Source organism: Variovorax sp. GW823-FHT04B03, from assembly GCF_058796495.1.
In genome coordinates, this window is sequence record NZ_JBXAIT010000005.1 from 223,902 (window position 1) to 249,349 (window position 25,448).

The window sequence follows — 25,448 nt, forward strand, 5'->3', positions numbered from 1 at the left end:
CTCGCGTCAGAGTTGTTCGCGGCAGGCGCGGTAGAGGTCCTTCCAGTCGGCCCGCTCCTTGACGACGGTCTCCAGGTATTCCTTCCACACCACCTGGTCCTGCACCGGGTCCTTGATGACCGCGCCGATCAGGCCCGAGGCCACGTCGGCCGAGCGCAGCACGCCGTCGCCGAAGTGGCCGGCCAGCGCCATGCCGCTGTTGATGACCGAGATGGCCTCGGCGGTCGAGAGCGTGGAAGTGGGCGACTTGATGCGCGTCTTGCCGTCTTCGGTCTGGCCGTTGCGCAGCTCGCGGAAGATCTGCACCACGCGGCGCACTTCCTGCAGCGCGGGCGGCTCGGCCGGCAGCGCGAGCGCACGGCCGAGTTCGCCGACGCGCTTGACGACGATCTGCACTTCCTCGGCCTCGCTCGACGGCACGGGCAGCACCACGGTGTTGAAGCGGCGCTTGAGCGCGCTCGACAGTTCGTTCACGCCCTTGTCGCGGTTGTTGGCGGTGGCAATCACCGAGAAGCCGCGCGTGGCCTGCACCTCGGTGCCGAGCTCGGGCACGGGCAGGGTCTTTTCCGACAGCACGGTGATCAGCGAGTCCTGCACGTCGGCCGGGATGCGCGTGAGTTCTTCGACGCGCGCGATCTTGCCCAGGCGCATGGCATGCACCAGCGGGCTCGGCACCAGCGCCTTCTCGGACGGGCCGTGGGCCAGCAGCTCGGCGTAGTTCCAGCCGTAGCGCAGCTGTTCTTCGCTGGTGCCGGCGGTGCCCTGGATCAGCATGGTCGAGTCGCCACTCACGGCGGCCGCCAGGTGCTCCGACACCCACGACTTGGCCGTGCCCGGCACGCCGTACAGCAGCAGCGCGCGGTCGGTGGCGAGCGTGGACACGGCGATTTCCATCAGGCGCGAACTGCCGATGTACTTGGGGCTGACCTCGAAGCCGTTGGCCAGCTTGCCGCCCATCAGGTAGGTGAGCACGGCCCAGGGCGAGAGCTTCCAGTTGGCCGGGCGCTGGCGGTCGTCGACCTTCTGGAGCGCCTCGAGTTCTTCGGCGAATTGCTGTTCGGCATGCTGGCGCAGGACATTGCTCATGGACGGCCTTGGGAAGAGGTTGAAAGTGCAGAAGAAGAAGAAGAGGAAGAGGGAAGCGTGGCGACCAGCCGGCGCGCACGCACGATGCGCGCGGTGTCGGCCAGTGCGTTGGCGAGGCCGGGGCTTTCCTCGGCCGCGCGCGGCAAGTCGGCCAGCAGCGGCAGCGCATCGAGGTGCAGCAGCGCGGCGGCGGTGCCGAGCACCTGGCGCAGCACGTAGTCGTTGACGAGGTCGCCGCGCTCGACGCGCATGCGCAGCGCCTGGGCGATGCGCAGCGACAACGCGGCCGACGGCGTGTCGCCGGGCGCGCAGGCCTGGTCGGCAAAGGCGACGACGTCTTGCACGCCCTGGCCGGCATCGCCGAGTTGCGTCGCCCAGTGGCGCTCGCGGCGGTCGCGCGGCAGCAGCGCGAGCAGCGGGCCCACGCCGCCGCGATGGGCGCGCGGACGGTCGAGCAGCGCGTCGCACCAGTCGAAGTCGGGCGCGGCCAGCACGGCCTCGTTCCAGCCGCGCAGCAGCGCGTCGTGCCAGTCGCCCTTGGCGGCCCAGTCGAGCAATGCAGCGGGCGTCAGGCCGGTGCGCGCGGTCCACCACGCGAGCGGCATCTGGCGCACCAGTTGGTAGAGCCACCACGCGCGCTCGCCGAGGCTGTCGTGCGTGGGGCGCGCGGCGTCGATGGCGTCGTCCTTCCAGCGCGGATCGGCGGCTTCGGGGGCGTTGAGTTGCCACGTCGCGCCTTGCGACGACAGCAGCGGCGCGAGGAAGGCTTCGACGCGCCGCACATGCGCGCTGGCCGGCAGGCGCTGCAGCAGCTCGACCACGGTCTGGCGCACGTCGCGCGCGCGGTCTTTCAGCTGGGCTTCGAGCAGCGCTTCGTCGTCGGGGCCGAGGTTCTCGGCCAGTGCGCCGAGCAGCACGGCGCGCTCCTTGGCGGGCAACTGCGGCAGTTCGGCGGCGAGGCGTTCACGCGCGCCGGCCGGGTCGTCGCGGCGTTGCTCGGCCAGCACGGCGCGGCGCTGGTCGATGCTGCCTTCGTCCCAGCGGGTCTGGGTGTCGGCCTGCGCGCTGGCGCCGACGGCGTAGCGCCAGTCGTCGTTGCGCGCGGCCAGCCAGCGCCCGCGTTCGCCGAGTGCGAGGACGACGGCGGGACGCAGCGCGGTGTCGCGGCGGCCGGCATCGAGCGCGGCGGGCAGCAGGCTGGGCGGCAGGCGCCAGCCGGCGGTGGCGAGCACGGCCAGCACCTCGTGCTGCAGGCGCTGCGGGCCGCTGGCGAGGGCATCGGCGATCACAGCGAGCAAGGCGGGGTCACCGAGCGCGGGGCAGGTGTCGTGGGCGGCGGGCGGTGCGTCGTCGGCCGGCAAGCCCGGTGCAACGAAGCCCGCGCGGCGGCCCACGGCCACAGCGCCCGCGACGCGCAGCAGCACGCCCTGCGCGCTGTCGGTGGGTTGTTGCAGTGCTTGAAGCAGCGCGCCGAAATCGCCGGCCATGCCGTCGGCGGCCGGCACGGGTTGGCGTGCGGTGCCGACGAGGGCGGTCTGCAGCAAGGTGTTCCAGTGGGTCATTCGATTGCCTTCGTGCTTCGCACTTCGGTATTCGCCTTGGGAGCGGCCCGGCGGCTCATGTGCGCGCTCCGCTCAAGGTCCAGACCGGCGCGCCCGCGCCCTCGGCGGCCCACGCCGTGAGCGGCGCGAACTGCTCGCCGTCCCATTCGCCGAACACGCGCAGCGGCGCGCCGCCCGAATGCGCGAGCAGTTGCCAGGCTTCGGCCGCGGCCAGCTGCATCGGCAGCGCCTGCGACGCGGCGCCCAGGCGCAGCCACCACTGGTCGCCGTGCCGCGCGGGCACGGCATCGGCCCACACCAGGGGCAGCAGCGGCTGCCACGGATTGGCCGCGATCTGTTGCGCCATGCGCTGCCATTCACCGGCTTCGTCAGAGGCGGCGACCGGTGCGGCGGTCGACGCGGCCTCGGTCGGCAGCTCGGCCACCACCGCGCGCTGCGAGGCGTGGCCGGGATAGAAGCACAGCACGGCCGCGCGTTCGCTGCCGCTGACCCAGCCGGTCTCGAAGCCGCGTCCGCCGTGCGAGTAGTCGAGCAGCAGCGCGCGGCGTCCGCTCGCGCGGCCCTGCAGCCACACGTGACGCTCGACGAGCTTGGTGTCGCGCTCGTCCAGGCACTGGCCCAGCACGAGCCAGTGGTCGCTCACGCGTTCACCGTCGGCCAGCAGCGCCTCGCGGTCCTGCGGCCAGCCGAGGGCGGCGCGCAGGTCGGCGCGCGTGGCGGGCGAGAGGCTGTCGCGGCGCGGCACCGCATCGACGATCAGTTGCAGCCGGCCCAGCCGGTCGAGCAGCCGCGCGGGCCAGCCCTCGCCGGCACCGATCAGCTCGGCCGCCTGCGTGATGCGCTGGCCGAGCCCCGGCGCCTGCGCATCGACCATGCGCGCGGCCATGGCGGCCCAGCCCTCGGCCTGTTCGCTGCCGAGCGCGGCCAGGCCGCGCTGGGTCTGGTCGTCGAGCCAGCGCGCGAGCTCCTGCACGCCGGCCTCGATGCGCTTCCATCGCTGCGCGTCGCGCTTGGCGGCGGCAGCGGGATCGGGTGCGGCGGCCGGTTCGGCGGCGCGGGCTTCTTTCTTCTCGGCCTTCTCGCGGCGCGAGGCGAGCCAGTCGGCCACCCAGGGCGGCGGCGCGCCGGCGGTGAAGCTGGCTTCGCTTTGCGCGCGCAGCAGCATCAGCGCCAGGCCGTGCTTGCAAGGGAACTTGCGGCTCGGGCAGGAGCAGCGGAACACGGGCCCCGACAGGTCGACCTGCGTCTGGTAGGGCTTGCTGCCGCTGCCCTGGCATTCGCCCCAGACGGCGTCGTCGGAATGCCCGAGCGTGGGCCACTTGGCGGGCGCGAGCAGGCCTTTGGCGGCCTTCGCGGAGGCGTCGTCCGGCGCGAGCGCAAGGACGGCTTCGGTACTGAGACTCATGGAAAGGGCAGCCTCGCGCCGGGCCGCGGCGCGGTCAGGGGTGGGAGGGGCGCGACCATCAGGGCGCGATGGGGTTGCCGGGCGTGCCTGCTTCGCCGGCCACGACCGCTGTTTTCGCAGCGGAGGGACGGTAGGACACGCGGGCCGCCGGCACGGGTGCGGCGGCGATCGGTGGCGACGGCGACATGGGCCGCGTGACGCCGGCCTTGGTGACGCTGACAGGCGCGGTGGCCGTTGCCGAAGCAGGCACCACCACGCCAGGCGTCGCCTGCCCAGGCGCTGCCGGCGCCGTCTCGTACGGGTTGTGCAGCACCACGCTCTTGCCGACACCCACGCCGGTGCCGATCGGCCCGACGCCGACCCCCACGCCGACGCTGGCCGAACCGGTCACAGCGCCGTTGTCGTGCAGCGCCACGCCCGCGCCGAGCGGGCCCCAGCCGGTGTTCAGGCCGACGGAGAAGTTGCCGTCCTTGGTGGCACCGAGCCCGAGCGAGAGCCCGGGCACCAGCGGAATGCCGATGTGATAGTGCGAACAGCCGCCCACCAGAAGCAACAGCAGCAGCGCCGAGGTGGCAGCCGCTGCGCGACGAACGATGCGCGGCCGGGCGTTCACACCAGCAGCGCGTTGACGCGCCTCACGTAGGCGGCCGGGTCGGCCGGCAGGCCGCCTTCGGCCAGCAGGGCCTGGTCGAACAGGATGTTCGCGAGGTCGTCGAAATGCGCGGAGCCTTCGAGCTTCTTCACCAGCGGGTGCTCGGCGTTGACTTCGAGCACGGGCTTGAGGTCGGGCGCGGGCTGGCCGGCCTGCTTGAGCATGCGCGCGAGCTGCGTGCTCATGCCGCCGTCTTCCACCACGAGGCAGGCGGGCGAGTCGACCAGGCGCGTGGTCACGCGCACGTCTTCGGCCTTGTCCTTGAGCGCTTCCTTCAGCTTCTCGAGCAGCGGCTTGAACGATTCGGCGGCTTCCTCGGCGGCCTTCTTCTCGGCCTCGTCCTGCAGCTTGCCCAGGTCGACCGCGCCCTTGGCCACGCTCTGCAGCGGCGTGCCGTCGAACTCGTTCAGGTAGTTCAGCGCCCACTCGTCGACACGGTCGGTCATGAGCAGCACCTCGATGCCCTTCTTCTTGAAGACTTCGAGCTGCGGGCTGTTCTTGGCGGCGGCGAGGTTGTCGGCCGTGATGTAGTAGATCGCGTCCTGGCCGTCCTTCATGCGCGCCTTGTAGTCGGCGAAGCTCACGCTCGCGACGTCGCTCGTGGTGGAGGCAAAGCGCAGCAGCTTGGCGATGCGGTCACGGTTGCCCATGTCCTCGCCCAGGCCTTCCTTCAGCACCGCGCCGAACTCGGCGTAGAACCTGGCGAACTTGCCCGATTCGTCGGCGTACTCGGCGGCGGCTTCGGCGGCGGGGGTGGTGTTCTTGTCGACCACATCGGTCACGCCTTCGGTCGGCTCGGGGGCGGGCACCGATTCGCCCGAGCCCACGTCGACCTTGCCTTCGCCGCTCTCGGGCGCGGTCTTCTGCTTCTTCGCGAGGTCTTCGAGCATCGACAGCACGCGCTTGGTGCTGCCTTCGCGGATGGCCTTCACGTCGCGGCTTTCCTGCAGCAGCTCGCGGCTCACGTTCAGCGGCAGGTCGGCCGAGTCGATCACGCCCTTCACGAAGCGCAGGTAGTTGGGCAGCAGCGCCTCGGCGTCGTCCATGATGAAGACGCGCTTGACGTACAGCTTGACGCCCGCGCTCTTGTCGCGGTTCCACAGGTCGAAGGGGGCCTTGGACGGGATGTACAGCAGCTGCGTGTACTCGGTGCTGCCTTCGACGCGGTTGTGGCTCCAGGCCAGCGGCGCCTCGAAGTCGTGGCTGATGCTCTTGTAGAACTCTTCGTACTGCTCGGCGGTGATGTCCTTCTTGGGACGGCTCCACAGGGCGTTGGCCTTGTTCACCGTTTCCCACTCGCCGGTCTTCACCATGTCGCCGGGCTGGTCGTTCTCGCCGTCTTTCCACTCTTCCTTTTCCATCAGGATGGGCAGGGAGATGTGGTCGGAGTACTTGCCGACGATCTGCTTGAGCTTCCAGGCGTTGAGGTATTCGTCGGCGTCGTCGCGCAGGTGCAGCGTGATGCTGGTGCCGCGCGCGGCGCGCGTGATGTCGGCCACTTCGAAGTCGCCGGCGCCGCCGCTCACCCAGCGCACGCCATGGTCGGCGGGCAGGCCCGCGCGGCGCGACTCGACCGTGATCTTGTCGGCCACGATGAAGCCCGAATAGAAGCCCACGCCGAACTGGCCGATGAGTTGCGCGTCGGCCTTCTGGTCGCCGCTCAGGCGGCTCATGAAGTCTTTGGTACCACTCTTGGCGATGGTGCCCAGGTTGTCGATGGCTTCCTGGCGCGACAGGCCGATGCCCTTGTCGGTGATGGTGAGGGTGCGCGCGGCCTTGTCGAAGGTCAGGCGCACGTCCAGGTCGGGCTGGTCTTCGTAGAGCGCGGGGTGGTCGAGCGCCTCGAAGCGCAGCTTGTCGCACGCGTCGGACGCGTTCGAGATCAGCTCGCGCAGGAAGATTTCCTTGTTGGAGTACAGCGCATGCGTGACGAGGTGCAGCAGTTGCGCGACTTCAGCCTGGAACGGGAGTTTGGTATTGGAGGAATCAGCCATGGGAAAGAAAGGGATCGAAGCCAAAAAATTCTAAGGCGAGCCGCCCGTGGCGGGCGGCGGCCTTGCCAACTTTATGAACTGGGGTTGTCGCGCCAAAAAACAACGAGCGCAAGGCCGCGCGAACTTTGTCACACGGCTGTCGGCTACGCGCCGCGCTTTCAGCGCGGTTGGGACTCGACCTCGCGCGTCCAGCGGTCGATGAGCCGCTTGCGCTCGGCCGCCTTGCCGTACTTCTCGAAGTCGTACTTGATGAGCTTCACGCTCTCCATCGACGGAATGCGCGGATCGGGCTTGAAGGTCTTGTTGGCCGGCGACTGCAGGCTGCCGGCCTTGGCGCCGATGGACTGGCCCGCGGGGCTCATGAGCCAGTCGTAATAGCGCTTGGCGTTCTCCTTGTTGCGCGCGCCCTTCACGAGCGCGATGCCGCCGATCTCGAAGCCCGTGCCTTCGCAGGGCGCGGCGGTCTTCACCGGAAATTTGTCGTGCCGCCAACGCTCGAAGCCGAAGATGAAGCTCACGCCGATCGCCACCTCGCCCTTGGCCACGTTGGGCGCCTGCGCCTGGCCGCTGCGCGTGTAGCTGGTGACGTTCTTGTGCAGCTTCTTCAGGTAGTCGAAGGCGGGCTCCTCGCCCATCTGTTGCACCAGGCCCGCGATGACGGTGTAGGCCGTGCCGCTGGTGGCCGGGTGCGAGATTTCGATCTCGCCCTTGTACTCGGGCTTGATGAGGTCGGCCCAGCACTTCGGCTCGGCGAGCTTCTTTTTCTTCAGCAGGTCGGTGTTGAAGCCGAAGCCCATCGCGCTCGTGTAGAAGCCGCCCACCATGTTCTGCGACATGGCGTACTGGCGCACCGACCAGTCGTGCAGGTCGTTGATGTAGGCCGGGCGGTAGGGCTCGAGCAGGCCCTGCTCGGCGGCCTGCAGAAACGGGTCGCCGGTGCCGCCCCACCAGAGGTCGGTCTTGGGGTTGGCGGCTTCGGCGCGCAGCTGCGCACCGATTTCGCCGGTGCCCTTGTGGGCCTGCTGCACCTTGATGCCGGTCTCGCGCGTGAAGGCCGTGGCGGCCGCCTCGCACCAGCCCGCGTCGGTGCTGCACAGCGCGTTGACGGTGCCCTGCGCGGCGGCCTGCGACGCCCCGAGCAGGAGCGCCGTGCCCAGGCAGGCGGTGGCAAGGGCACGCACGGTGTGCCGGGGGGCGAATGAAGGCATGGGCGGGTCTCCTCGTTGTTCGACGTTGTATGAAGGCGCAGGATAGCGCCGGCGTGGGTGCTTGAGGTCAGCGCGCCGCCAGCAGCGGCGGCAGGTGTTCCACCAGCCAGTCGATCACCACGCGCGTCTTCAGCGGCAGGTAGCGGCTCGGCGTGCGGATCACGTGCAGCGGAAAACCGAAAGGCTCGGGCTCGTCGAACACGCGCACCAGCGTGCCGGCCGCGAGCGCGTCGGCCGCCAGCCAGGCCGGCAACCGCGCCAAGCCCATGCCGCCGATGGCGGCCTCCAGCAGCACCTCGGCGCTGTCGCAGCGCAGCCGCGAGGGCAGCGCGGCCTCGACCATCGCGTCGCCTTCGCGAAAGCGCCAGGGCGAGACCTGCCCGTCGCGGGCGTAGTACACGGCCTCGTGCGGCGCGACCAGTGCCGCAAAGTCGCGCGGATGGCCGCGTTCGGCCAGGTACGCGGGCGCGGCGCACAGCAGCATCCACTGCACGCCGACCGGCCGCGCCACGAGCCCCGCGCTGTCGTCGAGCTCGCCGCTGCGGATGGCCAGGTCGAGCCCCTCTTCCACGAGGTCGACGCGCCGGTCGTTGAAGGCCAGCTCCAGCGACAGCTGCGGATGCTGGCGCGCCAATGCGAGCAGCAGCGGCCCCACCTTGAGCCGCCCGAGCATCGCCGGCATGCTCAGGCGCACGAGGCCGGCAGCCGTGTGGCGCGCGGCGTCGGTGAGGGCCTCGGCCGCCTCCAGCTCGGCCAGCGCGCGTCGGCAGCGCTCGTAGTAGCCGTGCCCTTCCTCGGTGAGGCTCTGGCTGCGCGTGGTGCGCAAGAAGAGGCGCGTGTCCAGCCGCGCCTCGAGCCGCGCGATGCTCTTGGCGACGGCCGAACGGGTGACGTGCAGGCGCTGCGCGGCGAGCGCGAAGCTGCCCGCCTCCACCGCCGCGACGAACTCCTCGATGCCTTGCAGGCGTTGGCTCATTGGATACTTTCAAGCACCATTCTTCGGAAAATTATCCACCACCGGATCGTTTTCATCGTCAATAGCATCGAGGCCGGTCTTTTCCGATGGAGCCTTTCCGATGCAAGAACCCGACGTGCTGCGCCGCTGGCAGCTTCCCCGACTGGGCCGCGCCCACCTCGCACAGGCCGAGGCACCGATGCCCTCGCCCGACGCGGGCCAGATCCTCGTGCGCGTGGGCGCGGTGGCGCTCAACTACCGCGACCTGCTCATGGTGCGCGACGGCATGGGCATGGCGCTCGAACTGCCCTTCACGCCCGGCTCGGACATGGCGGGCACGGTGGCGGCCGTGGGCCCGGGCGTACATCGCTTTGCCGTGGGCGACCGCGTGATCAACACCTTCTGGGGCGGCTGGACCGACAGCCACTGGCACGCCGACACCACGCTGCTCGGCGGCCCCGGGCCGGGCATGCTGGCCTCGCACGTGTGCATCGATGCGAACTGGGCCGTGGCCGCACCGGCCACGCTGAGCCTCGAGGAAGCGAGCACGCTGCCATGCGCGGGCCTCACGGCATGGTTCGCACTGGTGGAAACCGGCGCCCTGCGCGCGGGCGAGACGGTGCTGGTCCACGGCACCGGCGGTGTCGCGCTGTTCGGCCTGCAGCTTGCGCGGCTGCACGGCGCGCAGGCCATCGTGGTGACGGGCAGCGCCGACAAGCAGGCCGCGGCGCGCGCGCTCGGCGCCACGCACGTGCTCGCGCGCGACAGCGACTGGCCCGCCGAAGTGCGCCGGCTCACGCACGGGCGCGGTGCCGACCACGTGCTTGAACTCTCCAGCGGCCCCGACCTCGACCGCTCGCTGCAGGCGGTGAAGCAGGGCGGGCGCGTGTCGATCATCGGCATGCTCGGTGGCGACACGCTGAGCGCGTCGTTCTACGCGATGGTGCTCGGCCGCGTGACGGTGCAGGGCATCGGCGTCGGCCATCGCCGTGCGCTCGAAGAGCTGGTGCGCGCGGTCGATGCGAACGCGCTCAAGCCGGTGATCGCCGCGCGCTACGGCTTCGACGCGCTGCCCGCCGCGCTCGACCACCTGGAACGCGGCGCGTTCGGCAAGGTCGTCGTGACGATGGCATGACGGCGATGTGACGCGGCCCCGCCCTCGCCCGACCATTTGCAAATGCTGCAGGGCACAAATCCACAGCATTCGTGAACAGTTGCCGCTAAGCGCGCCGGTTTGCTCGACGCCTCCATTTCCCGTTCCTAGAATGCGGCCCGCGTTCGGCTCCCGCCGTGCGTGCTTTCTCAACTTCAGGATGGAGCGTTATGGAACACAGTACCTACAAAAAGTGGTCTGCAGAATTCATTGGTACTTTCTGGCTCACGCTCGGAGGCTGCGGAAGCGCAGTTCTGGCCGCGGCCTTTCCGGGCGTCGGCATCGGCCTGCTCGGCGTCTCGCTGGCCTTCGGTTTGACCGTGGTCACGGGCGCCTACGCGCTCGGTCCGATCTCGGGCGGCCACTTCAACCCGGCCGTGTCGATCGGCCTCGCAGCCGCGGGCCGCTTCAAGGCCGGGCAGCTGCCGGGCTACATCGTGTCGCAGGTGCTGGGCGCCATCGCAGCGGCCGGCGTGCTGTACCTGATCGCCACCGGCAAGCCGGGCGCGGACATCGGCGGCTTTGCCACCAACGGCTACGGCGAGCACTCGCCCGGCAAGTACGGCATGACGGCCGCACTCATCAGCGAAGTGGTGATGACCGCCGTGTTCCTGATCGTGATCCTGGGTGCCACCGCCAAGCGCGCGGCCGCCGGCTTCGCGGGCATGGCCATCGGCCTGTGCCTGACGCTGATCCACCTGGTGTCGATCCCCGTGACCAACACCTCGGTGAACCCGGCGCGCAGCACCGGCCCGGCCCTGTTCGGCCCGTCGTACGCGGTGTCGGAGCTGTGGCTGTTCTGGGTCGCCCCGATCGTGGGCGCGATCATCGGCGCGGTGATCTACCGCGCACTGCTCAGCAGCAACGACGACTGAGCTTTCCGCAGCGGAGGCTAGCTCAGCTTCCGCTGCCCGACTTCACCATCGGCAGTGAAGTCGATTGCCCGATGGGCTCGGTGCCCGTCGGGTGCGAGGCCGCATAGGCGCCGGCCTGGATGTCGGACACCGGCGTCATCCCACTGATCGCCGGCGCCGACGTCGACTGCCCAATGGGCTCCGTGCCGCTCGGACGTGCCGCCGCCATCGCGCCGGCCTGCACCTCCGGGTTCTCCGGCGAATTCATCTGCAGCGGGTGGAAGTCCGAACCGTCGGTGGTTTCGGCTGAGGCGTTGACCGCGCCCAGCGCCGCGAACGCGGCGAAGGAAGCAACGGCGAGAAGCTTGAACGAAGTGCGCATGGTGTGTTCTCCTGAGGGCAGGTTGTCTCCGGTCCGGTGCCGTCGCGCGGACCGCGCGCAGCAGGACCTGCAACCACTCTAGGCAGCCTGACTGAGGCCAGCGTGAGCGAAGAATGAGCCCGGAGTGAGCACCACGCGATGACTACGTCGGCAGCACCACCCGCGCCCTCAGCCCCGGCCCGTCGTCCCTGTTGCGCAGCTCGATGCGCAGGCCATGCCGCTCGGCCGCCGTGCGCGCGATCGCCAGGCCCAGCCCGCTGCCGCCCGCCGCCGCGCCCGGCACGCGAAAGAAGCGGTCGAACACGCGCTCCAGTTCGGCCGGCGGAATGCCCGGCCCGTTGTCGAGCACATCGACCACCGCCTGCCCGTCGACGCGGTGCAGCCGCACATCGACCACGCCGCCTTCGGGCGCATAGCGCAGCGCGTTGTCGATGAGGTTGTCGAACACGCTGCGCAACTCGATCGCAGGCGCGGTCACCACCGCACCGGTCAGACCTTCAAAGCCCACGTCGATGCGCCGCGCATCGGCCAGCACCATGCGCTGGCCCAGGCTCTCGCGCAGCAGCGCCTCGATGTCGACCCGCTCGCCCGGCGCATCCGAGGGCGGCGCGTCCTGCCGCGACAGCTGCAGCAGCTGCTCGATGAGGTGCTGCGCGCGCGTCACGCCGGCCTCGAGCTGGTTGAAGCGCTCGGTGGCTTCGCCGGCCGGCACGTGCGCACGCAGGTTCTCGATCTGCAGGCCGATGGCGGCCATCGGCGTGCGCAGTTCGTGCGCCGCGTCCTGCACGAAGCGGCGCTGCGTGGCGAAGGCACTGCGCACGCGCAACAGCAGGTGGTTGAAGGCGCCCACCAGCGGCGTGATCTCGTCGGGCACGCGCGCCAGCGACAACTCGGTGGGGCGGCGCTCGTCCTGCGAGGCCACGTCGCGCGCCACGCCGCGCAGCGAGCGCGAGGCAGCCGACACGATGAGCCACAGCACCAGCAGCGCCGCCGGCAGCAACAGCGCGATCGGCAGGCCTTCGAGCAGGGCGCGGCGCAGCGCGCGGCGATGGCGGTAGTCCTCGTTCTGCAGCACCTGCACGCGCGGCGCGTCGGCATGTGGCGCGGGCTCGGCCGTGAACACGCGCCAGCGCGAATGGGCGGGCCCTTCAGCGCGCACGTCGCTGAAGCCGCTGCCGGGTTGCAGCGGCACCGACAGCGCGGGCCACGAGCTCGCGCGCAAGGCAGCGCCGTCGGCGCTCCAGATCTGCACCACGAAGGCGCCGCGCGAGAAGGCCGCTTCGCCGTCCATCGCGCGCGGGGTCTTGGGCGGGTCGTTGCCCGCGTACGACTCGGCCACCAGCCGCATCTGGTCGTCGAGTGCGTTGTGCACGAGGTTGCCGTAAGCGAGAAAGGAGAACCATGCCGTGAGCACCGCCGCCACCACATGCAGCGTGACCAGCCACAGCAGCAGCTGGGTGCGCAGCGAACGCGGGCGCCACCAGCGGCGGGCGGCATCGGTCATGCCGCCACTCGCCAGCCCAGCCCGCGCACGTTGCGGATGGCGTCGGCGCCGAGCTTGCGGCGCATGCCGTGGATCAGCACGTCGATGGCGTTGCTGGTCACTTCGTCGCCCCAGCCGTAGATGCGGTTCTCGAGCTGCTCGCGCGAGAGGATGGCGCCGGGCCGCTCCAGCAGCGCATGCAGCAGCGCGAACTCGCGCGCGGTGAGCGCCTCGCGCACGCCGTTCACGGCCACCTCGCGCGTCGTGAGGTCCAGCTGCAGCGCGGCGGTGCCGATCAGCGAATGCGCGGCGCCGTCACGGCGGCGCACCACGGCGCGCATGCGCGCGAGCAGCTCGCGGAACTCGAAGGGCTTGAGCAGGTAGTCGTCGGCGCCCAGGTCCAGGCTGTGGATGCGGTCGTCCAGCCCGTCGCGCGCGGTGAGCACCAGCACGGGCGTGGCGTCGCCGCGTTCGCGCGCGCGGCGCAGCACCTCGGTGCCGTCCTGGCGGGGCAGGCCCAGGTCGAGCAGCACGCAGGTGTAGCCGCCGTCGCCGAGCGCGCTGTGCGCCAGCTCGCCGTCGCGCACCCAGTCGGCCGACCAGCCTGCGCCCTCGAGCGCCTGCTTCAGGCTGCGCCCGATCATTTCGTCATCTTCCACCAGCAGCACGCGCATCGCGGCGACTCCTTTGCGCGCAAGGTAGCACGCGACCGGGATGATCGTCAGGGGCCCTGCGCCTCGGCGCAGCGTAGGCGCGAAGACTTAGGCGGGGCTTAGGACGCGGACGGCGTGCTGCTCGTCCTCTGCGTCCGTGGCAAAGGCCAGCAGGCGCAGCGCCTCTTCTTCCACGCCGCGCCGGTCGGCCGCCGACCAACGCGTGAAGGGTTCCAGCACCACGGTGGCCGCCTGCGTCGCGCGTTCGATCTTCCAGGTGCCCGCCACGAAGCCGTCGAGCAGCACCGTGCCGCGCACGATGCCGTTGATGGTGAACACGCGGGCGCGGTGCGCCTCGTCGAGCACGCGGCGGCGGTCGGCGTGCGAGAGCAGCAGGTTGTCCCATTCGGCGACCAGACGCGGCGGCGCGGGCGTGTCGGGGTCGGGGCGCGGCGCGCGCGGCAGGTCGAAGAGCTCCTGGCCCTCGTCGCCGGTGAACACGCGCAGCTGCGGCCTCAATCGATCTGCCACGGCCTTCCAGCCCGTGAGACCCGACCACGCGCCGGCATCGGCCAGCGTCGCGGGGCCGAAGGCGGCGAGGTAGCGCAGCAGCAGGTCGTCCTGCGTGGCGGTGGCGATCTCGGCGGTGGCATCGCCCAGCCACGCGCCGAGCGGCTGCAGCAGCGCGTTCTGGTGCGAGTTCCAGCTGCCCGCGGGCGGCAGGTGGACCAGCGGCACGTTGTTGCGGATGAGCGCGGCGAGCGAGGCCGGCGCGTGGTCTTTCCAGCGCGCCGCGAGCGCCTGGCCAAGGGCCGTGCCGGTGAGCGGCCCGTCGTCGAGCAGTGCACGGCCCGCCTTCACCACGGCCGCGCGGTCGACGCCTTCGAGGGCCCGCGCATGCAGGCCCGACAGGCCGCGCTGGTGCACGGGTTCGAGCAACGGCCGCCAGGCCCACGCGTCGGCGGCGGTCATCAGGTGCAGGGTGGCGCGCAGCGTCGACATGCGCACGATGCGGCGGTTCTTCAGCGCGTCGGTCAGCTGCGCGCGGTGAAAGCCTTCGAGCCGACTCCACAGGCCGATGTAGGGCGGGTTGGGCGCCTGCGCCTGCAGCCCGGCCAGCTTCTCGATGGCCTGCACGACGCTCGCCTTGCGCCGCGCCAGCAGCATCTGCCGCGCGAGCGTGGCCCGGTTCAGCGCGCGACGGCTCAGCACCGCGGCCATGGGCAGGTCGTCAGAATTTTTCGTGCGGCGCCAGGTAGCGCCACTGGCCCACCGGCAGGTTGCCCAGCATCACCTTGCCGATGCGCACGCGCTTCAGGCCCACCACCTTGAGGCCGACCAGCTCGCACATGCGGCGAATCTGACGCTTCTTGCCTTCGGTGAGCACGAAGCGCAACTGCTCGGGGTTCTGCCACTCCACGCGCGCCGGCTTGAGCGCCTGGCCGTCCAGGCTCAGGCCGTGCCGCAGCCGGGCCAGCATGGCGGGCGGAAACACCGCCTGCACGTTGGTGGTGACCGGGTCGTCGTCGTCCAGGCGCACCAGCTGGCCGGTGGGCGCGGGCTGGTCCAGGCCGTGGTAGGCCACGCGCACGAGGTATTCCTTGTCCATCGTCGAGTCTTCGCCGATGAGCTGGCGCGCGATGCGGCCGTCCTGCGTCATCACGAGCAGGCCGGTGGAGTCGATGTCCAGCCGCCCGCACGGCGCCAGGCCGCGCAGCTGCTGCGGGCCGAAGAAGAAGCGCGCGTTGTCTTCCACCCAGCGGTTCTGCGGCGTGAACAGCGTGACCGCCGGCTCGTGGCCGTCCTCGGCCTGCCCGCTCACGTAGCCGATCGGCTTGTTGATGAGGATCGTGACCTGGTTCGCCTGCTGCCCCTTGGCGGCCTTGTCGACCTCGATGCGGTCGTTGGGCGTGACCTTCACGCCCATCTCGGCGGGCTTGCCGTTGACGCGCACCCAGCCCTGCGCGATCCAGTCGTCCGCCTCGCGGCGCGAGCACAGGCCGAGTTCAGCCATGCGTTTGTTGAGGCGCACGGGCGCGTGGGGGGAGGTGGAGGGCTCGGTCATGGGGGGGCAAATCCTAGCAAATGCGCCCTGCGAGTATCTGGCCGTTTGCCATCGGCCGCCTGCCCCGTGGGGCCAGGAACACTTGATCGATGCGTCGCACCGGTGCTATCCTGAACCCAGGCGCAAGTTGATTGCGCCCTTTTTGGGGGATTCCCAAGTGAGCATGCCAAATACACGCAAGTTTCAGTACGCCATCGTCATCGGGCGTTTCCAGCCCGTTCATTTCGGTCACCAGCGACTCATCGAAGAAGGCCTTCGCGCCGCCGATCGGGTCATCGTGGTGGTCGGCTCCGACCGCAAGCCCCGCAGCGTCAAAGACCCCTTCACCTTCGACGAACGCGAACGCATGGTGCGCGCGTGCCTGCGCGGCAGCGAGCAGATGCGCGTGAGCGTCGTCGGCGTCGGCGACTCGCCCTACAACGACCAGATCTGGATCGCGTCGATCCAGTCTGCCGTCGAGCGGCTGATCCAGCAGGATGGCCATGTGCCCGCGGCGCAGGCCAAGGTCGCGCTGGTGGGACACCTGAAGGACAGCTCCAGCTACTACCTCAAGCTCTTCCCGCACTGGGAGTTCGTGGGCCAGCACAGCGTGGAAAGCCTCAACGCCACCGACGTGCGCAACCTCTACTTCGACCCCGAGAACCGAGGCCAGCTCGCACGGGCCGACCTGCCCGACGGCACCGCCGCCTTCCTCGACAAGTTCACCGGCACCGCCGACTATGCCGAGCTCTGCGACGAACGCGCCTTCCTCGTCGACTACCGCGACAAGTACCGCTATGCGGGCAGCGACTTTCCGCCGATCTACACCACGGTCGATGCCATCGTGGTCGAGGCCGGCCACATCCTCCTGGTGCAGCGCAAGTTCCACCCCGGCAAGGGCACGTGGGCGCTGCCTGGCGGCTTCGTCGGCCAGCACGAGCGGCTGCAGGACGCGGCCATCCGCGAGCTGAAGGAAGAAACCCGCCTCAAGGTGCCCGTGCCCGTGCTCAACGGCAGCATGAAGGCCAGCCATGTGTTCGATGCGCCCGACCGCTCGCAGCGCGGCCGCACGATCACGCACGGCTTCTTCTTCGAGCTGGCCCACAACCAGTGGACGGGCCTGTCGGACGTGCGTGCCGACGACGACGCGGCCGCCGTGCGGTGGGTGCCGATTGCCGAGTTCCTCGGGATGCCGGACCGCATCTACGAAGACCATTACTTCATCGCAAACCATTTTTTGGGTGGCCTGGGCAAGAACTGAACGACCAGGCTTTGTCAGCAAGAACGGGCTCCGGTTGACGGGGCCCACGTGAAAGGAGCTTTCACATGAACCGCAACCTCACCTCCTCGCCCCTGGGCAACAACCTGTTGCTGCGCACCGACTCCTACAAGGTGTCGCACTGGATGCAGTACCCGCCCGGTACGCAGACCGTGCACAGCTACATCGAATCGCGCGGCGGGCTCTTCAGCCATTCGCTGTTCTTCGGCCTGCAGGCGTACCTGCGCGAGTACCTGCAGACGCCGGTGACGCGCAGCGACGTCGAGGAAGCCGCAGCGATGATGGCCGTGCACGGCGAACCCTTCAACCGCGAAGGGTGGCTGCGGCTGATCGAGAAGCACGACGGACTGATGCCCGTGCGCATCCGCGCGGTCCCCGAGGGCAGCGTGCTGCCGGTGCACAACGTGCTCGCGACCATCGAGAACACCGACCCCGAGTTCTTCTGGGTCACGAGCTTTCTCGAAACCGAACTGCTGCGCGCTATCTGGTATCCGACCACGGTGGCCACGCTCTCGGCCGCCGCACGTACCACGCTGCTGCGCTACCTCGAAGCGACCTGCGACGACCCGCAAGGCCAGATCGCGTTCAGGCTGCACGACTTCGGCGCGCGCGGCGTGTCGAGCCTGGAGTCGGCGGCGCTCGGCGGCATGGCCCACCTGGTCAACTTCATGGGCACCGACACACTGGCCGCCTTGGTGGCGGCGCGTCGTTACTACGACTGCGACGTGGCGGGTTTTTCGATTCCCGCGGCCGAGCACAGCACCATCACGGGCTGGGGCCGCGACCATGAATCCGACGCGTACAGCAACATGGTCGACCAGTTCGCCAAGCCCGGCACGACCTTCGCCGTGGTGAGCGACAGCTACGACATCTTCAATGCCTGCGCGCGCATCTGGGGCGACGAGCTCAAGGCGAAGGTGGTGGCCTCGGGTGCGACGCTGGTGGTGCGGCCCGACTCGGGCGACCCGGCCGAAACCACGCTCAAGGTGGCGCAGATCCTGGCCGAACGCTTCGGCACCGCGACGAATGCCAAGGGGTTCCGCGTGCTGAACAACGTGCGCATCATCCAGGGCGACGGCGTGAACCTCGACTCGCTGCGGCTGTGCCTCTCGAACTTCTTCCACAACGGCTTCTCGACCGAGAACATCTCCTTCGGCATGGGCGGCGGCCTGCTGCAGCAGGTCAACCGCGACACCATGCAATGGGCGATGAAGTGCTCGGCGATGCAGGTGAACGGCGAGTGGCGCGATGTCTACAAGTCGCCGGTGGGCGATGTGAACAAGGCCTCGAAGAAGGGGCGGCTCGCGCTGGTGCGCAACGCGCGCGGCGAAGTACAGACGCTGCGCGAAGAAGCGCTGGCGAGCGGCCAGGTCGATCTGCTGCAAACGGTGTTCGAGAACGGACGCATCGTCGCGAACACCACCTTCGAGGCGATTCGCGAGCGGGCGGCCGCCGGCGTGAATCAGCTCGTCACGTCGCGGGCGCCGCTCTGAGGCGCTGATCCTTTCAGCACGGCGCGTGTGCATCGGCCGTGCCACATGGCATGTCCATAATCCGGCGACCAGACCGCCGAATCCATGACCAAACTCCTGATCCTCAGTGTGAGCGCCGGCAACGGCCATGTGCGCGCCGCCCAGGCGCTCGAAGCCACCCTCGCCCAGTCGTTCGCGCCGCACACCGCGGTGCATGTCGACGCCATGGCCCATGTGCCGGCGGGCTTTCGCAAGGTGTACACCGACTGGTACCTGCAGCTGGTGAACCGCGCGCCCGAGCTGTGGTCGTACCTGCACCAGCGCACCGACGTCACGCCGCACCACGCGCCCTCGCAGCGGCTGCGCCGCGGCATCGAGCGCCTGAGCACCGGCGCGCTGGTGCGCGAGATCCGCCGCGCCAAGCCCGACGCCGTGATCTGCACCCACTTCCTGCCGGCCGAGCTGCTGATGCGCGAGCGCAACCGGGGCCGCATCGAATGCCCCGTGTGGCTGCAGATCACCGACTACGACCTGCACAACATGTGGCTGGTGCCGGGCATGACGGGCTACCTCGCGGCGACGGAAGAAGTCGCCTTCCGGCTGCGCGCGCGCGGCATTCCGCCCGAGCGCGTGCATGTCACGGGCATTCCGGTGATGCCGGCCTTTTCCGAGCCCGATGCGCCCGAACTCGCGCACGCGGCCTGCGCCAGTGCGCTGGGCCTGGACCCCGCGCGACCGGTGCTGCTGATGGCGTCGGGTGGTGCCGGCGTGGGCGACTTGCCCAGCATGGTCGAGCGCGTGCTGGCACTGGGCGGCGACACGCCGTTCCAGGTCATCGCCGTGGCCGGCCGCAACGCTGAAGCCCATGCGCGGCTGGAGGCGCTGTCGCAGCGCCATCCGGGCCGCGTGGTGGCCGTCGGCTTCACGAACGAGATGCACAAGATGATGGCCGCGGCCGACCTGGTCGTGACCAAGCCTGGCGGCCTCACGGTGTCGGAGTGCCTGGCGCTGGGCAAGCCGATGCTGCTGATCTCGCCGATTCCGGGGCAGGAAGAGCACAACGCCGGCTTCCTCATGGAAGAAAGCGCCGCCTGGCTGGCCTACGACGCCATCGGCCTGGACTACAAGGTGGCGCGCCTCATGGCCGACCCCGCCAAGCTCGCGGCCATGGCCGCGCGCAGCCGCGCGCTGGGCAAGCCGCAGGCCGCGCGCGCGGTGCTGCAGCGCGTGCTGGGCCTCGGCGCATGAGCGGCGCAGCCGTGGAGCCGCGGCCCGGCATCGGCCGCACGCTGGTCTACCTCGCGTGGGTCGTGACGATGGCGTTCTTCTTCGCCAACGCCGAGATCCAGATCGAAGGCGGCGCCGGTTGGGCGACCTCGCTGCCCACCTGGCGCATCGAGAACAACATCTGGCTCGACCTGTTCTGGGGCGGGCGCGCGATGACGGGGTACCACGCCTGGGTGTTCACCTTCATGATGCTGGTGTTCTTCTCGCCGCTGGCCTTCCAGGGGCGCTGGACGCTGCGCGACTGGGGGCTGGCGCTCGCGGGGCTGATCGTGTTCTGGGTCTGCGAAGACTTCCTGTGGTTCCTCATCAACCCGGCCTTCGGCTTCGAGAACTTCAACCCCGTGAAGGCCTTCTGGCACAAGCACTGGCTGTGGGGCGCGCCGGTCGACTACTGGGGCGGGCTCGCGGTGGCGCTGCTGATCCTGGTGCGTCGCCACTGGCCGCGCCGCGCACGATGAAGCAAGACACCGCCGACCTCCGCCCCGACCACTGGGCCGATCCGCTCGACGCCCTGCAGGTCGAGAACCTGCACCGCATCACGCCCACGCTGTACCGCAGCGCGCAGCCGCGCCGCGCCAACGTGGCGGCGCTGCAGTCGCTGGGCATCCGCACCGTCGTGAGCCTGCGTTCCTTCAACGACGACCGGAAGGTGTTTGCGGGCAGCGGCATCCGGCTGGTGCGCGTGCCGATCAACACCTGGTCGATCGACGACGCCAAGGTGCTGCGCGCGCTGGTCGCGATGCGCGAGGCCGAAAAGCAGGGGCCGGTGCTCATCCACTGCATGCACGGCGCCGACCGCACGGGCGTGGTGGCGGCGGTCTACCGCATGGCCGTGCAGGACTGGGACAAGAACAGCGCGCGCCAGGAGATGCTGCGCGGCGGCTATGGGTACCACACGCTGTGGCGCAACATCCCGCGCTACATCGAGCGGCTCGATCCGCTGCGGATGCGCCACGCGCTGGCCCATGCCCCGGTGATCCCCATGGTGTCTTGAAGGCGCCAGCAGGCGCGCGCACCCGCTCCTATACTGGCCGCCCCGTGGCCGATGGCCATCTCCGAACGACCTTTCACAGGGGCTTTCCCATGGCACTCCAACTGCGCTCCCTCGTCCGTTCCAACGGCGAACTCGAACTCTCCCTGCACGACGACCCGATCCCCGAACCGCAGGCCCACGAGGTGGTGATCCGCGTCGAGGCCTCGCCGATGAACCCGTCGGACCTGGGCCTGCTCTTCGGCGCCGCCGACATGAGCACCGCCGTGGCCTCCGGCACCGCCGATCGCCCCGTCGTCACCGCCACGGTGCCTGAACGCGCGCGCGCCTCGATGGCGGCGCGGCTCGACCAGTCGATGCCGGTGGGCAACGAGGGTGCGGGCGTGGTCGTGAAAGCCGGCTCGTCGCCGGCCGCGCAGGCGCTGCTGGGCAAGACCGTGGCCGCCATCGGCGGCGCGATGTACTCGCAGTACCGCGCGGTGCCCGTGGCGATGTGCCTCGAGCTGCCGGCGGGCACCACGCCGGCCGAGGGCGCGTCGTGCTTCGTGAACCCGCTGACCTCGCTGGGCATGGTCGAGACCATGAAGCGCGAAGGCCACAAGGCGTTGGTGCACACGGCGGCCGCGTCCAACCTGGGCCAGATGCTCAACAAGATCTGCCAGAAGGACGGCATCGACCTCGTCAACATCGTGCGCAAGCCCGAGCAGGAGGCGCTGCTGCGCGGCATCGGCGCGAAGTACGTCTGCAACGCCAGCTCGCCGGACTTCCTCGAGCAGCTGACGGACGCCCTGGTCGCCACCGGCGCCACGCTGGCCTTCGACGCCACGGGCGGCGGCAAGCTGGCCGGCCAGATCCTCGGCTGCATGGAGGCGGCACTGAACCGCACCGCCAAGGAATACAGCCGCTACGGCTCGACCACGCACAAGCAGGTCTACATCTACGGTGGCCTGGACCGCAGCCCGACCGAGTTCGTGCGCAACTTCGGCATGGCCTGGGGCATGGGCGGCTGGCTGCTGTTCCCGTTCCTGCAGAAGCTGGGCGATGAAGGCACGCAGCGGCTGCGTTCGCGCGTTGTGGCTGAGTTGAAGACGACGTTTGCCAGCCACTACACGCGGGAAGTGTCGCTGGTCGAGGCGCTGCAGCTGGATGCGATCGGGGTGTATGGGAAGCAGGCGACCGGGGAGAAATTCCTGCTGAATCCGAACAAGGGGTGATCGGGTGCGCGCTCTCTTGGGAGCGCGCCCGACAGGCAGCGCGGCGCGGTCGGCCCCACTGTGCCGGCCGCTTCGCGGCTGCCCTGCGGTGCTCGCGTTTCGCGGGGTCTCGCAGAACTCGCTCCACTGCGTTGCGCTCAAACAGCTGCGAGCCCTGATCCGCGAAACGCTGCGCTCCTCGGCGGCACAGAGGGGCCGCCCACACCACACCGCCTGCCGGGCTTTGTGGATGGTTGAAAGCCCTTCTCTTCGCTTTGACTAGACGACCAGCCGGTACCCCACCGCCGTCTCCGTCAACAGATGCTTCGGCTGCGCCGGATCGGCCTCCAGCTTCTGTCGCAGATGCCCCATGTAGATGCGCAGGTAGTGGCTCTGGTCCGTGTGCGACGGGCCCCACACCTCGCGCAGCAGCTGCCGCTGTGTCAGCACGCGGCCGGCGTTGGCCACCAGCACCGACAGCAGGCGGTACTCGGTCGGCGTGAGGTGCACCTCGGCGCCGGCGCGGCGCACGATGCGTGCGGCGCGGTCCAGTTCGATCTCGCCGAAGCGGAACACGGCCTCGGCGGCAGGTTCATCGCCGTTGCCGCCCGCGGCGCGTGGACGGCGCAGGTTGGCGCGCACGCGGGCGAGCAGTTCGCCGGTGCCGAAGGGCTTGGTGAGGTAGTCGTCGGCGCCGGCGTCGAGTGCGGCGATCTTGTCGGCTTCGTCGGTGCGGGCCGAGAGCACGATGATCGGCACCTGCGACCAGCCGCGCACATCGCGGATCAGCGACACGCCGTCGCCGTCGGGCAGGCCCAGGTCGAGCACCAGCAGGTCGGGTTGGCGCGTGCCGGCGGCCGCCAGGCCGTCGCGCAGGGTGCCGGCCTCGTGCACCTGCCAGCCTTCGGCCTCGAGCGCGCCGCGCACGAAGCGGCGGATCTGCGGCTCGTCTTCGATCACGATGGCGGTGGGGGATGGCATGGCGGGTTTCAGAGCTGGGCTTCAGCGGGTTCGGGTGGCTCGCGGCGCGGCAAGGTGACGGTGAATTCTGCACCGCCGTCGCGCGCATTCGCCGCACTGATCTCGCCGCCGTGCGCGCTCACCACGGCGCGGCAGATGGCCAGGCCGAGGCCAACACCGGGCGTGGCGGATTCGGCCTCGCCGCGCGTGAACTTGTCGAACAGGGTCTGCTCGCGGCCGTGCAGCGCGGCGGGCAGGCCGGGGCCGTGGTCGCGCACGGTGAGCACCAGCGTGCCAGGCTCGGCGCGCGCGCCGACCTCGATGGGCGCAGCGCCGTACTTGGCGGCGTTCTCCAGCAGGTTGACGAGCACGCGCTCGATCAGCACGGCGTCGAACTCGACCAGCGGCAGCTCGGGGTCCCAGGCGGTCTGCACGGTCATGCCGCGCAGCGCGGGGCGCGCGGCGCGGATGGCGGCGCCCACCACTTCTTCGACCGACTGCCAGTCGCGCCGCAGGTTGACCGCGCCGCCGGCCACGCCGCTTTCAAGGCGCGCCATGTCGAGCAGGTTGCTGACCAGCGCATGCAGCGCGTGCGCCTGCGCGACGATGGCGCGCGCGGCCTCGCCGTGCTCTTCGGGCGGCAGGGTCTGCAGCGATTCGGCCAGCGCGATGAGCGCGGTGAGCGGCGTGCGCACGTCGTGCGAGATGGCACCGAGCAGCGCGTTGCGCAGGCGCTCCGATTCCATCTCCACCACGGCGCGCTGCGCGACCTCGACGTAGTGCACGCGCTCCAGCGCGATGGCGATCTGGCGCGCGAGCGTGTCCAGCTGCTGCGCCTGCTCGGGAATGAGCAGCCAGCGCGGGCGGGCCGGGCACAGCGCGAGCACGCCGCGCACGCGCATGGGCGCGCGCAGCGGCACGTAGTGCCAGGGCTGCGCGGCGAGCGTGGCGGTGGCCAGGCCGGCAGGCTGGCCGTGGCGGAAGGCCCAGTCGGCCACCTGTGCGTCGAAGCCGGGCGGCGGGTCGGCGGGGGGCACGAGCTGGTCGGCCGCGTCGGTGACCAGCACGCGCGCATGGCCGCCGAAGTGGGCCTGCACGGCGGCGGCGCCGAGCGCGACGACCTGGGTGCTTTCGAGTGCGGCCGAGAGTTCGCGCGTGAGCTCGAACAGCGAGCGCGCGCGGCGCTCGCGGCTGGTCGACACGCCGGCCGCGAAGCGCAGCCCGGCCGTGAGCTGCCCCACCAGCAGGCCGACGCCGAGCATCACGGCGAAGGTCAGCAGGTACTGCACGTCGCTGACCGCGAAGGACAGGCGCGGCGCGACGAAGAAGTAGTCGAAGGCCGCCACGTTGAGCATGGCCGCAAGCGCCGAAGGCCCGCGCCCGAAACGCATCGCCACGCCCACCACGCCGAGCAAAAACAGCATGACGATATTGGACAGCTCCAGCACGCCCGTCAGCGGGGTGCACAGCAGCGTGAGCGCGATGCTGGTGGCCGCGGCCCAGGCGTAGCCGGGCCAGCGCGACTGCGCGCGCTCATCGTCGTCGTCGGCCTGCGTGGCAACCAGCGTTGCCTGCGACAGGCGGCGCGCGCTGTCGGCGCGGCCCACTTCAAGGATGTCGAGCGCCGGCGCCCGCTGCGCCAGCGCGCGCGCCAGCGGCACGGCCGACGCGCCCCACCAGCGCCGCCAGCCGCGCACGGGCTCCGCGCGCCCGATGACCAGCGTCGCGCAGTTGAGGCGCCGCGCCTGCTCGGACAGTTGCTCCGCCACGTCGGCGCCGGTGAGCACGGCCGTGGCCGCGCCCAGTTCTTCCGCCAACTTGAGCACGGCGAGGATGCGATCGCGCTGAGCGGCATCGAGGCGCTGCAGCCGTGGCGTCTCGACGTACGCGGCATGCCAGCGCACGTTGAGCTGGCCCGCGAGCCGCGCGGCGGTGCGCACGGTCTGCGCCGCGCCCTCGTGCGGGCCGACGCAGGCCAGGATCGCGCCCGAGGTGTTCCAGGCCTGCAGCGCCGCGCCGCCCTGCCCGTTGCCGCCGGGGCCCGACTGCTCGACGCGCCAGCCGCGCACGTCGTCTTCCACGTGCTCGGCGGTGCGGCGCAGGGCGATCTCGCGCAGCGCGATCAGGTTGCCCTTGCGGAAGAAATTCTGTGCGGCGCGCTCGGCCTGTTGCGGCAGGTAGACCTTGCCGGCCGCGAGCCGCGCCGTGAGTTCGTCGGGCGTGACGTCGACCAGCACCACCTCGTCGGCCTCGTCGAGCACGGTGTCGGGCACGGTCTCGTGCACGCGCACGCCGGTGATGGCGCCCACGGTGCCGTTGAGGCTTTCCAGGTGCTGCACGTTGAGTGCCGACCACACCTCGATGCCGGCGGCCAGCAGCTCCTGCACGTCCTGCCAGCGCTTGGCGTGGCGCGAGCCGGGCGCGTTCGTGTGGGCGAGTTCGTCGACCAGCAGCACCGCGGGCTTGCGCGCCAGTGCGGCGTCGAGATCGAACTCGGCGAGCGTGCGGCCGCGGTAAGGCACCTCGCGCAGCGGCAGCGTGTCGAGCCCCGCGAGCAGCGCGGCGGTCTCGCTGCGGCCGTGCGTTTCGACCACGCCGATGAGCACGTCGCGCCCGGCCTCGCGCTCGCGCCGGGCGGCGCTGAGCATGGCCCAGGTCTTGCCGACACCGGCACTGGCACCGAAGTAGATGCGCAGCTTGCCGCGCAGCGCGCGCGCCTCGTCGCTGCGCAGTTGCGCGAGCAGGGCGTCGGGGTCGGGGCGGGTCTCGGGCATGGGGGCTCAGAAGGTGTGAATGAATCCGCCGTGTCCGAGCAGCACGCGCAGGCGCGCGCCA

22 protein-coding genes are annotated in these 25,448 nt (G+C 70.4%); 8 read left to right on the top strand and 14 right to left on the bottom strand.

The annotated features are described in order from the left end of the window. Positions 1–6: 6 nt before the first annotated feature. The 7 genes from AC1RAD_RS22045 to AC1RAD_RS22075 form a co-directional block, all read right to left on the bottom strand. Complete coding sequence (locus tag AC1RAD_RS22045; RefSeq protein ID WP_307695078.1) at positions 7–1,086, bottom strand: AAA family ATPase; 1,080 nt, start codon at positions 1,084–1,086, stop codon at positions 7–9. Further along, on the bottom strand, positions 1,083–2,648 hold the full coding sequence (locus AC1RAD_RS22050) for a DUF5691 domain-containing protein (protein ID WP_492737187.1): 1,566 nt from the start codon (positions 2,646–2,648) through the stop codon (positions 1,083–1,085). Before AC1RAD_RS22050 ends, AC1RAD_RS22045 begins: the two co-directional genes overlap by 4 nt. Positions 2,649–2,703: 55 nt before the next feature. After that, entirely contained in the window at positions 2,704–4,053 is a 1,350-nt protein-coding gene (locus tag AC1RAD_RS22055) for an SWIM zinc finger family protein (protein ID WP_492737188.1), read from the bottom strand. 58 nt (positions 4,054–4,111) lie between these two features. Beyond that, on the bottom strand, positions 4,112–4,666 hold the full coding sequence (locus AC1RAD_RS22060; RefSeq protein WP_139700473.1) for a hypothetical protein: 555 nt from the start codon (positions 4,664–4,666) through the stop codon (positions 4,112–4,114). After that, positions 4,663–6,699 (bottom strand): molecular chaperone HtpG, encoded by a 2,037-nt coding sequence (gene htpG / locus AC1RAD_RS22065; RefSeq protein WP_492737190.1) that lies wholly within the window; start codon positions 6,697–6,699, stop codon positions 4,663–4,665. The genes AC1RAD_RS22060 and htpG overlap by 4 nt, the downstream gene beginning before the upstream one ends. A 158-nt stretch (positions 6,700–6,857) precedes the next feature. After that, positions 6,858–7,907 (bottom strand): ABC transporter substrate-binding protein, encoded by a 1,050-nt coding sequence (locus tag AC1RAD_RS22070; protein WP_492699409.1) that lies wholly within the window; start codon positions 7,905–7,907, stop codon positions 6,858–6,860. 67 nt (positions 7,908–7,974) lie between these two features. Further along, entirely contained in the window at positions 7,975–8,883 is a 909-nt protein-coding gene (locus AC1RAD_RS22075; RefSeq protein ID WP_492737192.1) for a LysR substrate-binding domain-containing protein, read from the bottom strand. 100 nt (positions 8,884–8,983) lie between these two features. Here AC1RAD_RS22075 and AC1RAD_RS22080 point away from each other — a divergent pair, with 100 nt between their 5' ends. Both AC1RAD_RS22080 and aqpZ read left to right on the top strand, forming a co-directional pair. Next, positions 8,984–9,997, top strand: coding sequence for a zinc-dependent alcohol dehydrogenase family protein (locus AC1RAD_RS22080; RefSeq protein WP_492737194.1), 1,014 nt, complete (start codon positions 8,984–8,986; stop codon positions 9,995–9,997). A gap of 188 nt (positions 9,998–10,185) precedes the next feature. Continuing rightward, positions 10,186–10,890: an aquaporin Z gene (gene aqpZ, locus AC1RAD_RS22085; RefSeq protein WP_095747097.1), complete on the top strand. Its 705-nt coding sequence runs from the start codon at positions 10,186–10,188 to the stop codon at positions 10,888–10,890. A 22-nt stretch (positions 10,891–10,912) separates the two neighbouring features. Here aqpZ and AC1RAD_RS22090 read toward each other — a convergent pair whose 3' ends face one another. From AC1RAD_RS22090 to AC1RAD_RS22110, 5 genes are all read right to left on the bottom strand, one after another. Further along, positions 10,913–11,251: a hypothetical protein gene (locus AC1RAD_RS22090; protein ID WP_492737196.1), complete on the bottom strand. Its 339-nt coding sequence runs from the start codon at positions 11,249–11,251 to the stop codon at positions 10,913–10,915. 142 nt (positions 11,252–11,393) lie between these two features. Continuing rightward, positions 11,394–12,755, bottom strand: coding sequence for a sensor histidine kinase (locus AC1RAD_RS22095; protein WP_492737198.1), 1,362 nt, complete (start codon positions 12,753–12,755; stop codon positions 11,394–11,396). Beyond that, the gene (locus AC1RAD_RS22100) at positions 12,752–13,408 is read right to left on the bottom strand and encodes a response regulator (RefSeq protein ID WP_062480678.1); all 657 of its coding nucleotides are present in this window, start codon (positions 13,406–13,408) and stop codon (positions 12,752–12,754) included. Before AC1RAD_RS22100 ends, AC1RAD_RS22095 begins: the two co-directional genes overlap by 4 nt. Before the next feature lie 87 nt (positions 13,409–13,495). Then, complete coding sequence (locus AC1RAD_RS22105; protein ID WP_492737200.1) at positions 13,496–14,608, bottom strand: winged helix DNA-binding domain-containing protein; 1,113 nt, start codon at positions 14,606–14,608, stop codon at positions 13,496–13,498. Between the two features lie 10 nt (positions 14,609–14,618). Continuing rightward, positions 14,619–15,452 carry a pseudouridine synthase gene (locus AC1RAD_RS22110; RefSeq protein WP_139700487.1) on the bottom strand — a complete coding sequence of 278 codons (834 nt, stop codon included), beginning with the start codon at positions 15,450–15,452 and terminating at the stop codon, positions 14,619–14,621. A gap of 163 nt (positions 15,453–15,615) precedes the next feature. On the opposite strand from AC1RAD_RS22110, the gene AC1RAD_RS22115 reads away from it, so the two are divergent. The 6 genes from AC1RAD_RS22115 (at position 15,616) to AC1RAD_RS22140 (ending at position 21,674) form a co-directional block, all read left to right on the top strand. Next, the gene (locus AC1RAD_RS22115) at positions 15,616–16,692 is read left to right on the top strand and encodes a bifunctional nicotinamide-nucleotide adenylyltransferase/Nudix hydroxylase (RefSeq protein ID WP_062480685.1); all 1,077 of its coding nucleotides are present in this window, start codon (positions 15,616–15,618) and stop codon (positions 16,690–16,692) included. A 65-nt stretch (positions 16,693–16,757) separates the two neighbouring features. Continuing rightward, complete coding sequence (locus AC1RAD_RS22120) at positions 16,758–18,203, top strand: nicotinate phosphoribosyltransferase (RefSeq protein WP_492737202.1); 1,446 nt, start codon at positions 16,758–16,760, stop codon at positions 18,201–18,203. Between the two features lie 84 nt (positions 18,204–18,287). Beyond that, on the top strand, positions 18,288–19,430 hold the full coding sequence (locus AC1RAD_RS22125; RefSeq protein ID WP_070063033.1) for an MGDG synthase family glycosyltransferase: 1,143 nt from the start codon (positions 18,288–18,290) through the stop codon (positions 19,428–19,430). Further along, the gene (locus tag AC1RAD_RS22130) at positions 19,427–19,927 is read left to right on the top strand and encodes a hypothetical protein (RefSeq protein ID WP_062480692.1); all 501 of its coding nucleotides are present in this window, start codon (positions 19,427–19,429) and stop codon (positions 19,925–19,927) included. The genes AC1RAD_RS22125 and AC1RAD_RS22130 overlap by 4 nt, the downstream gene beginning before the upstream one ends. Next, positions 19,924–20,463, top strand: a complete 540-nt coding sequence (locus AC1RAD_RS22135) for a dual specificity protein phosphatase family protein (RefSeq protein ID WP_492737205.1) — start codon at positions 19,924–19,926, stop codon at positions 20,461–20,463. Before AC1RAD_RS22130 ends, AC1RAD_RS22135 begins: the two co-directional genes overlap by 4 nt. 89 nt (positions 20,464–20,552) lie before the next feature. Continuing rightward, a complete protein-coding gene (locus tag AC1RAD_RS22140; protein WP_492737207.1) occupies positions 20,553–21,674 on the top strand; it encodes a zinc-binding dehydrogenase in 1,122 nt (373 codons plus the stop codon). A gap of 258 nt (positions 21,675–21,932) precedes the next feature. Here the strand turns inward: AC1RAD_RS22140 and kdpE are convergent, their stop codons facing one another. Both kdpE and AC1RAD_RS22150 read right to left on the bottom strand, forming a co-directional pair. Then, on the bottom strand, positions 21,933–22,634 hold the full coding sequence (kdpE, locus tag AC1RAD_RS22145) for a two-component system response regulator KdpE (RefSeq protein WP_062480698.1): 702 nt from the start codon (positions 22,632–22,634) through the stop codon (positions 21,933–21,935). Between the two features lie 8 nt (positions 22,635–22,642). Then, positions 22,643–25,387: a DUF4118 domain-containing protein gene (locus tag AC1RAD_RS22150; protein WP_492737209.1), complete on the bottom strand. Its 2,745-nt coding sequence runs from the start codon at positions 25,385–25,387 to the stop codon at positions 22,643–22,645. Positions 25,388–25,448: the final 61 nt, after the last annotated feature.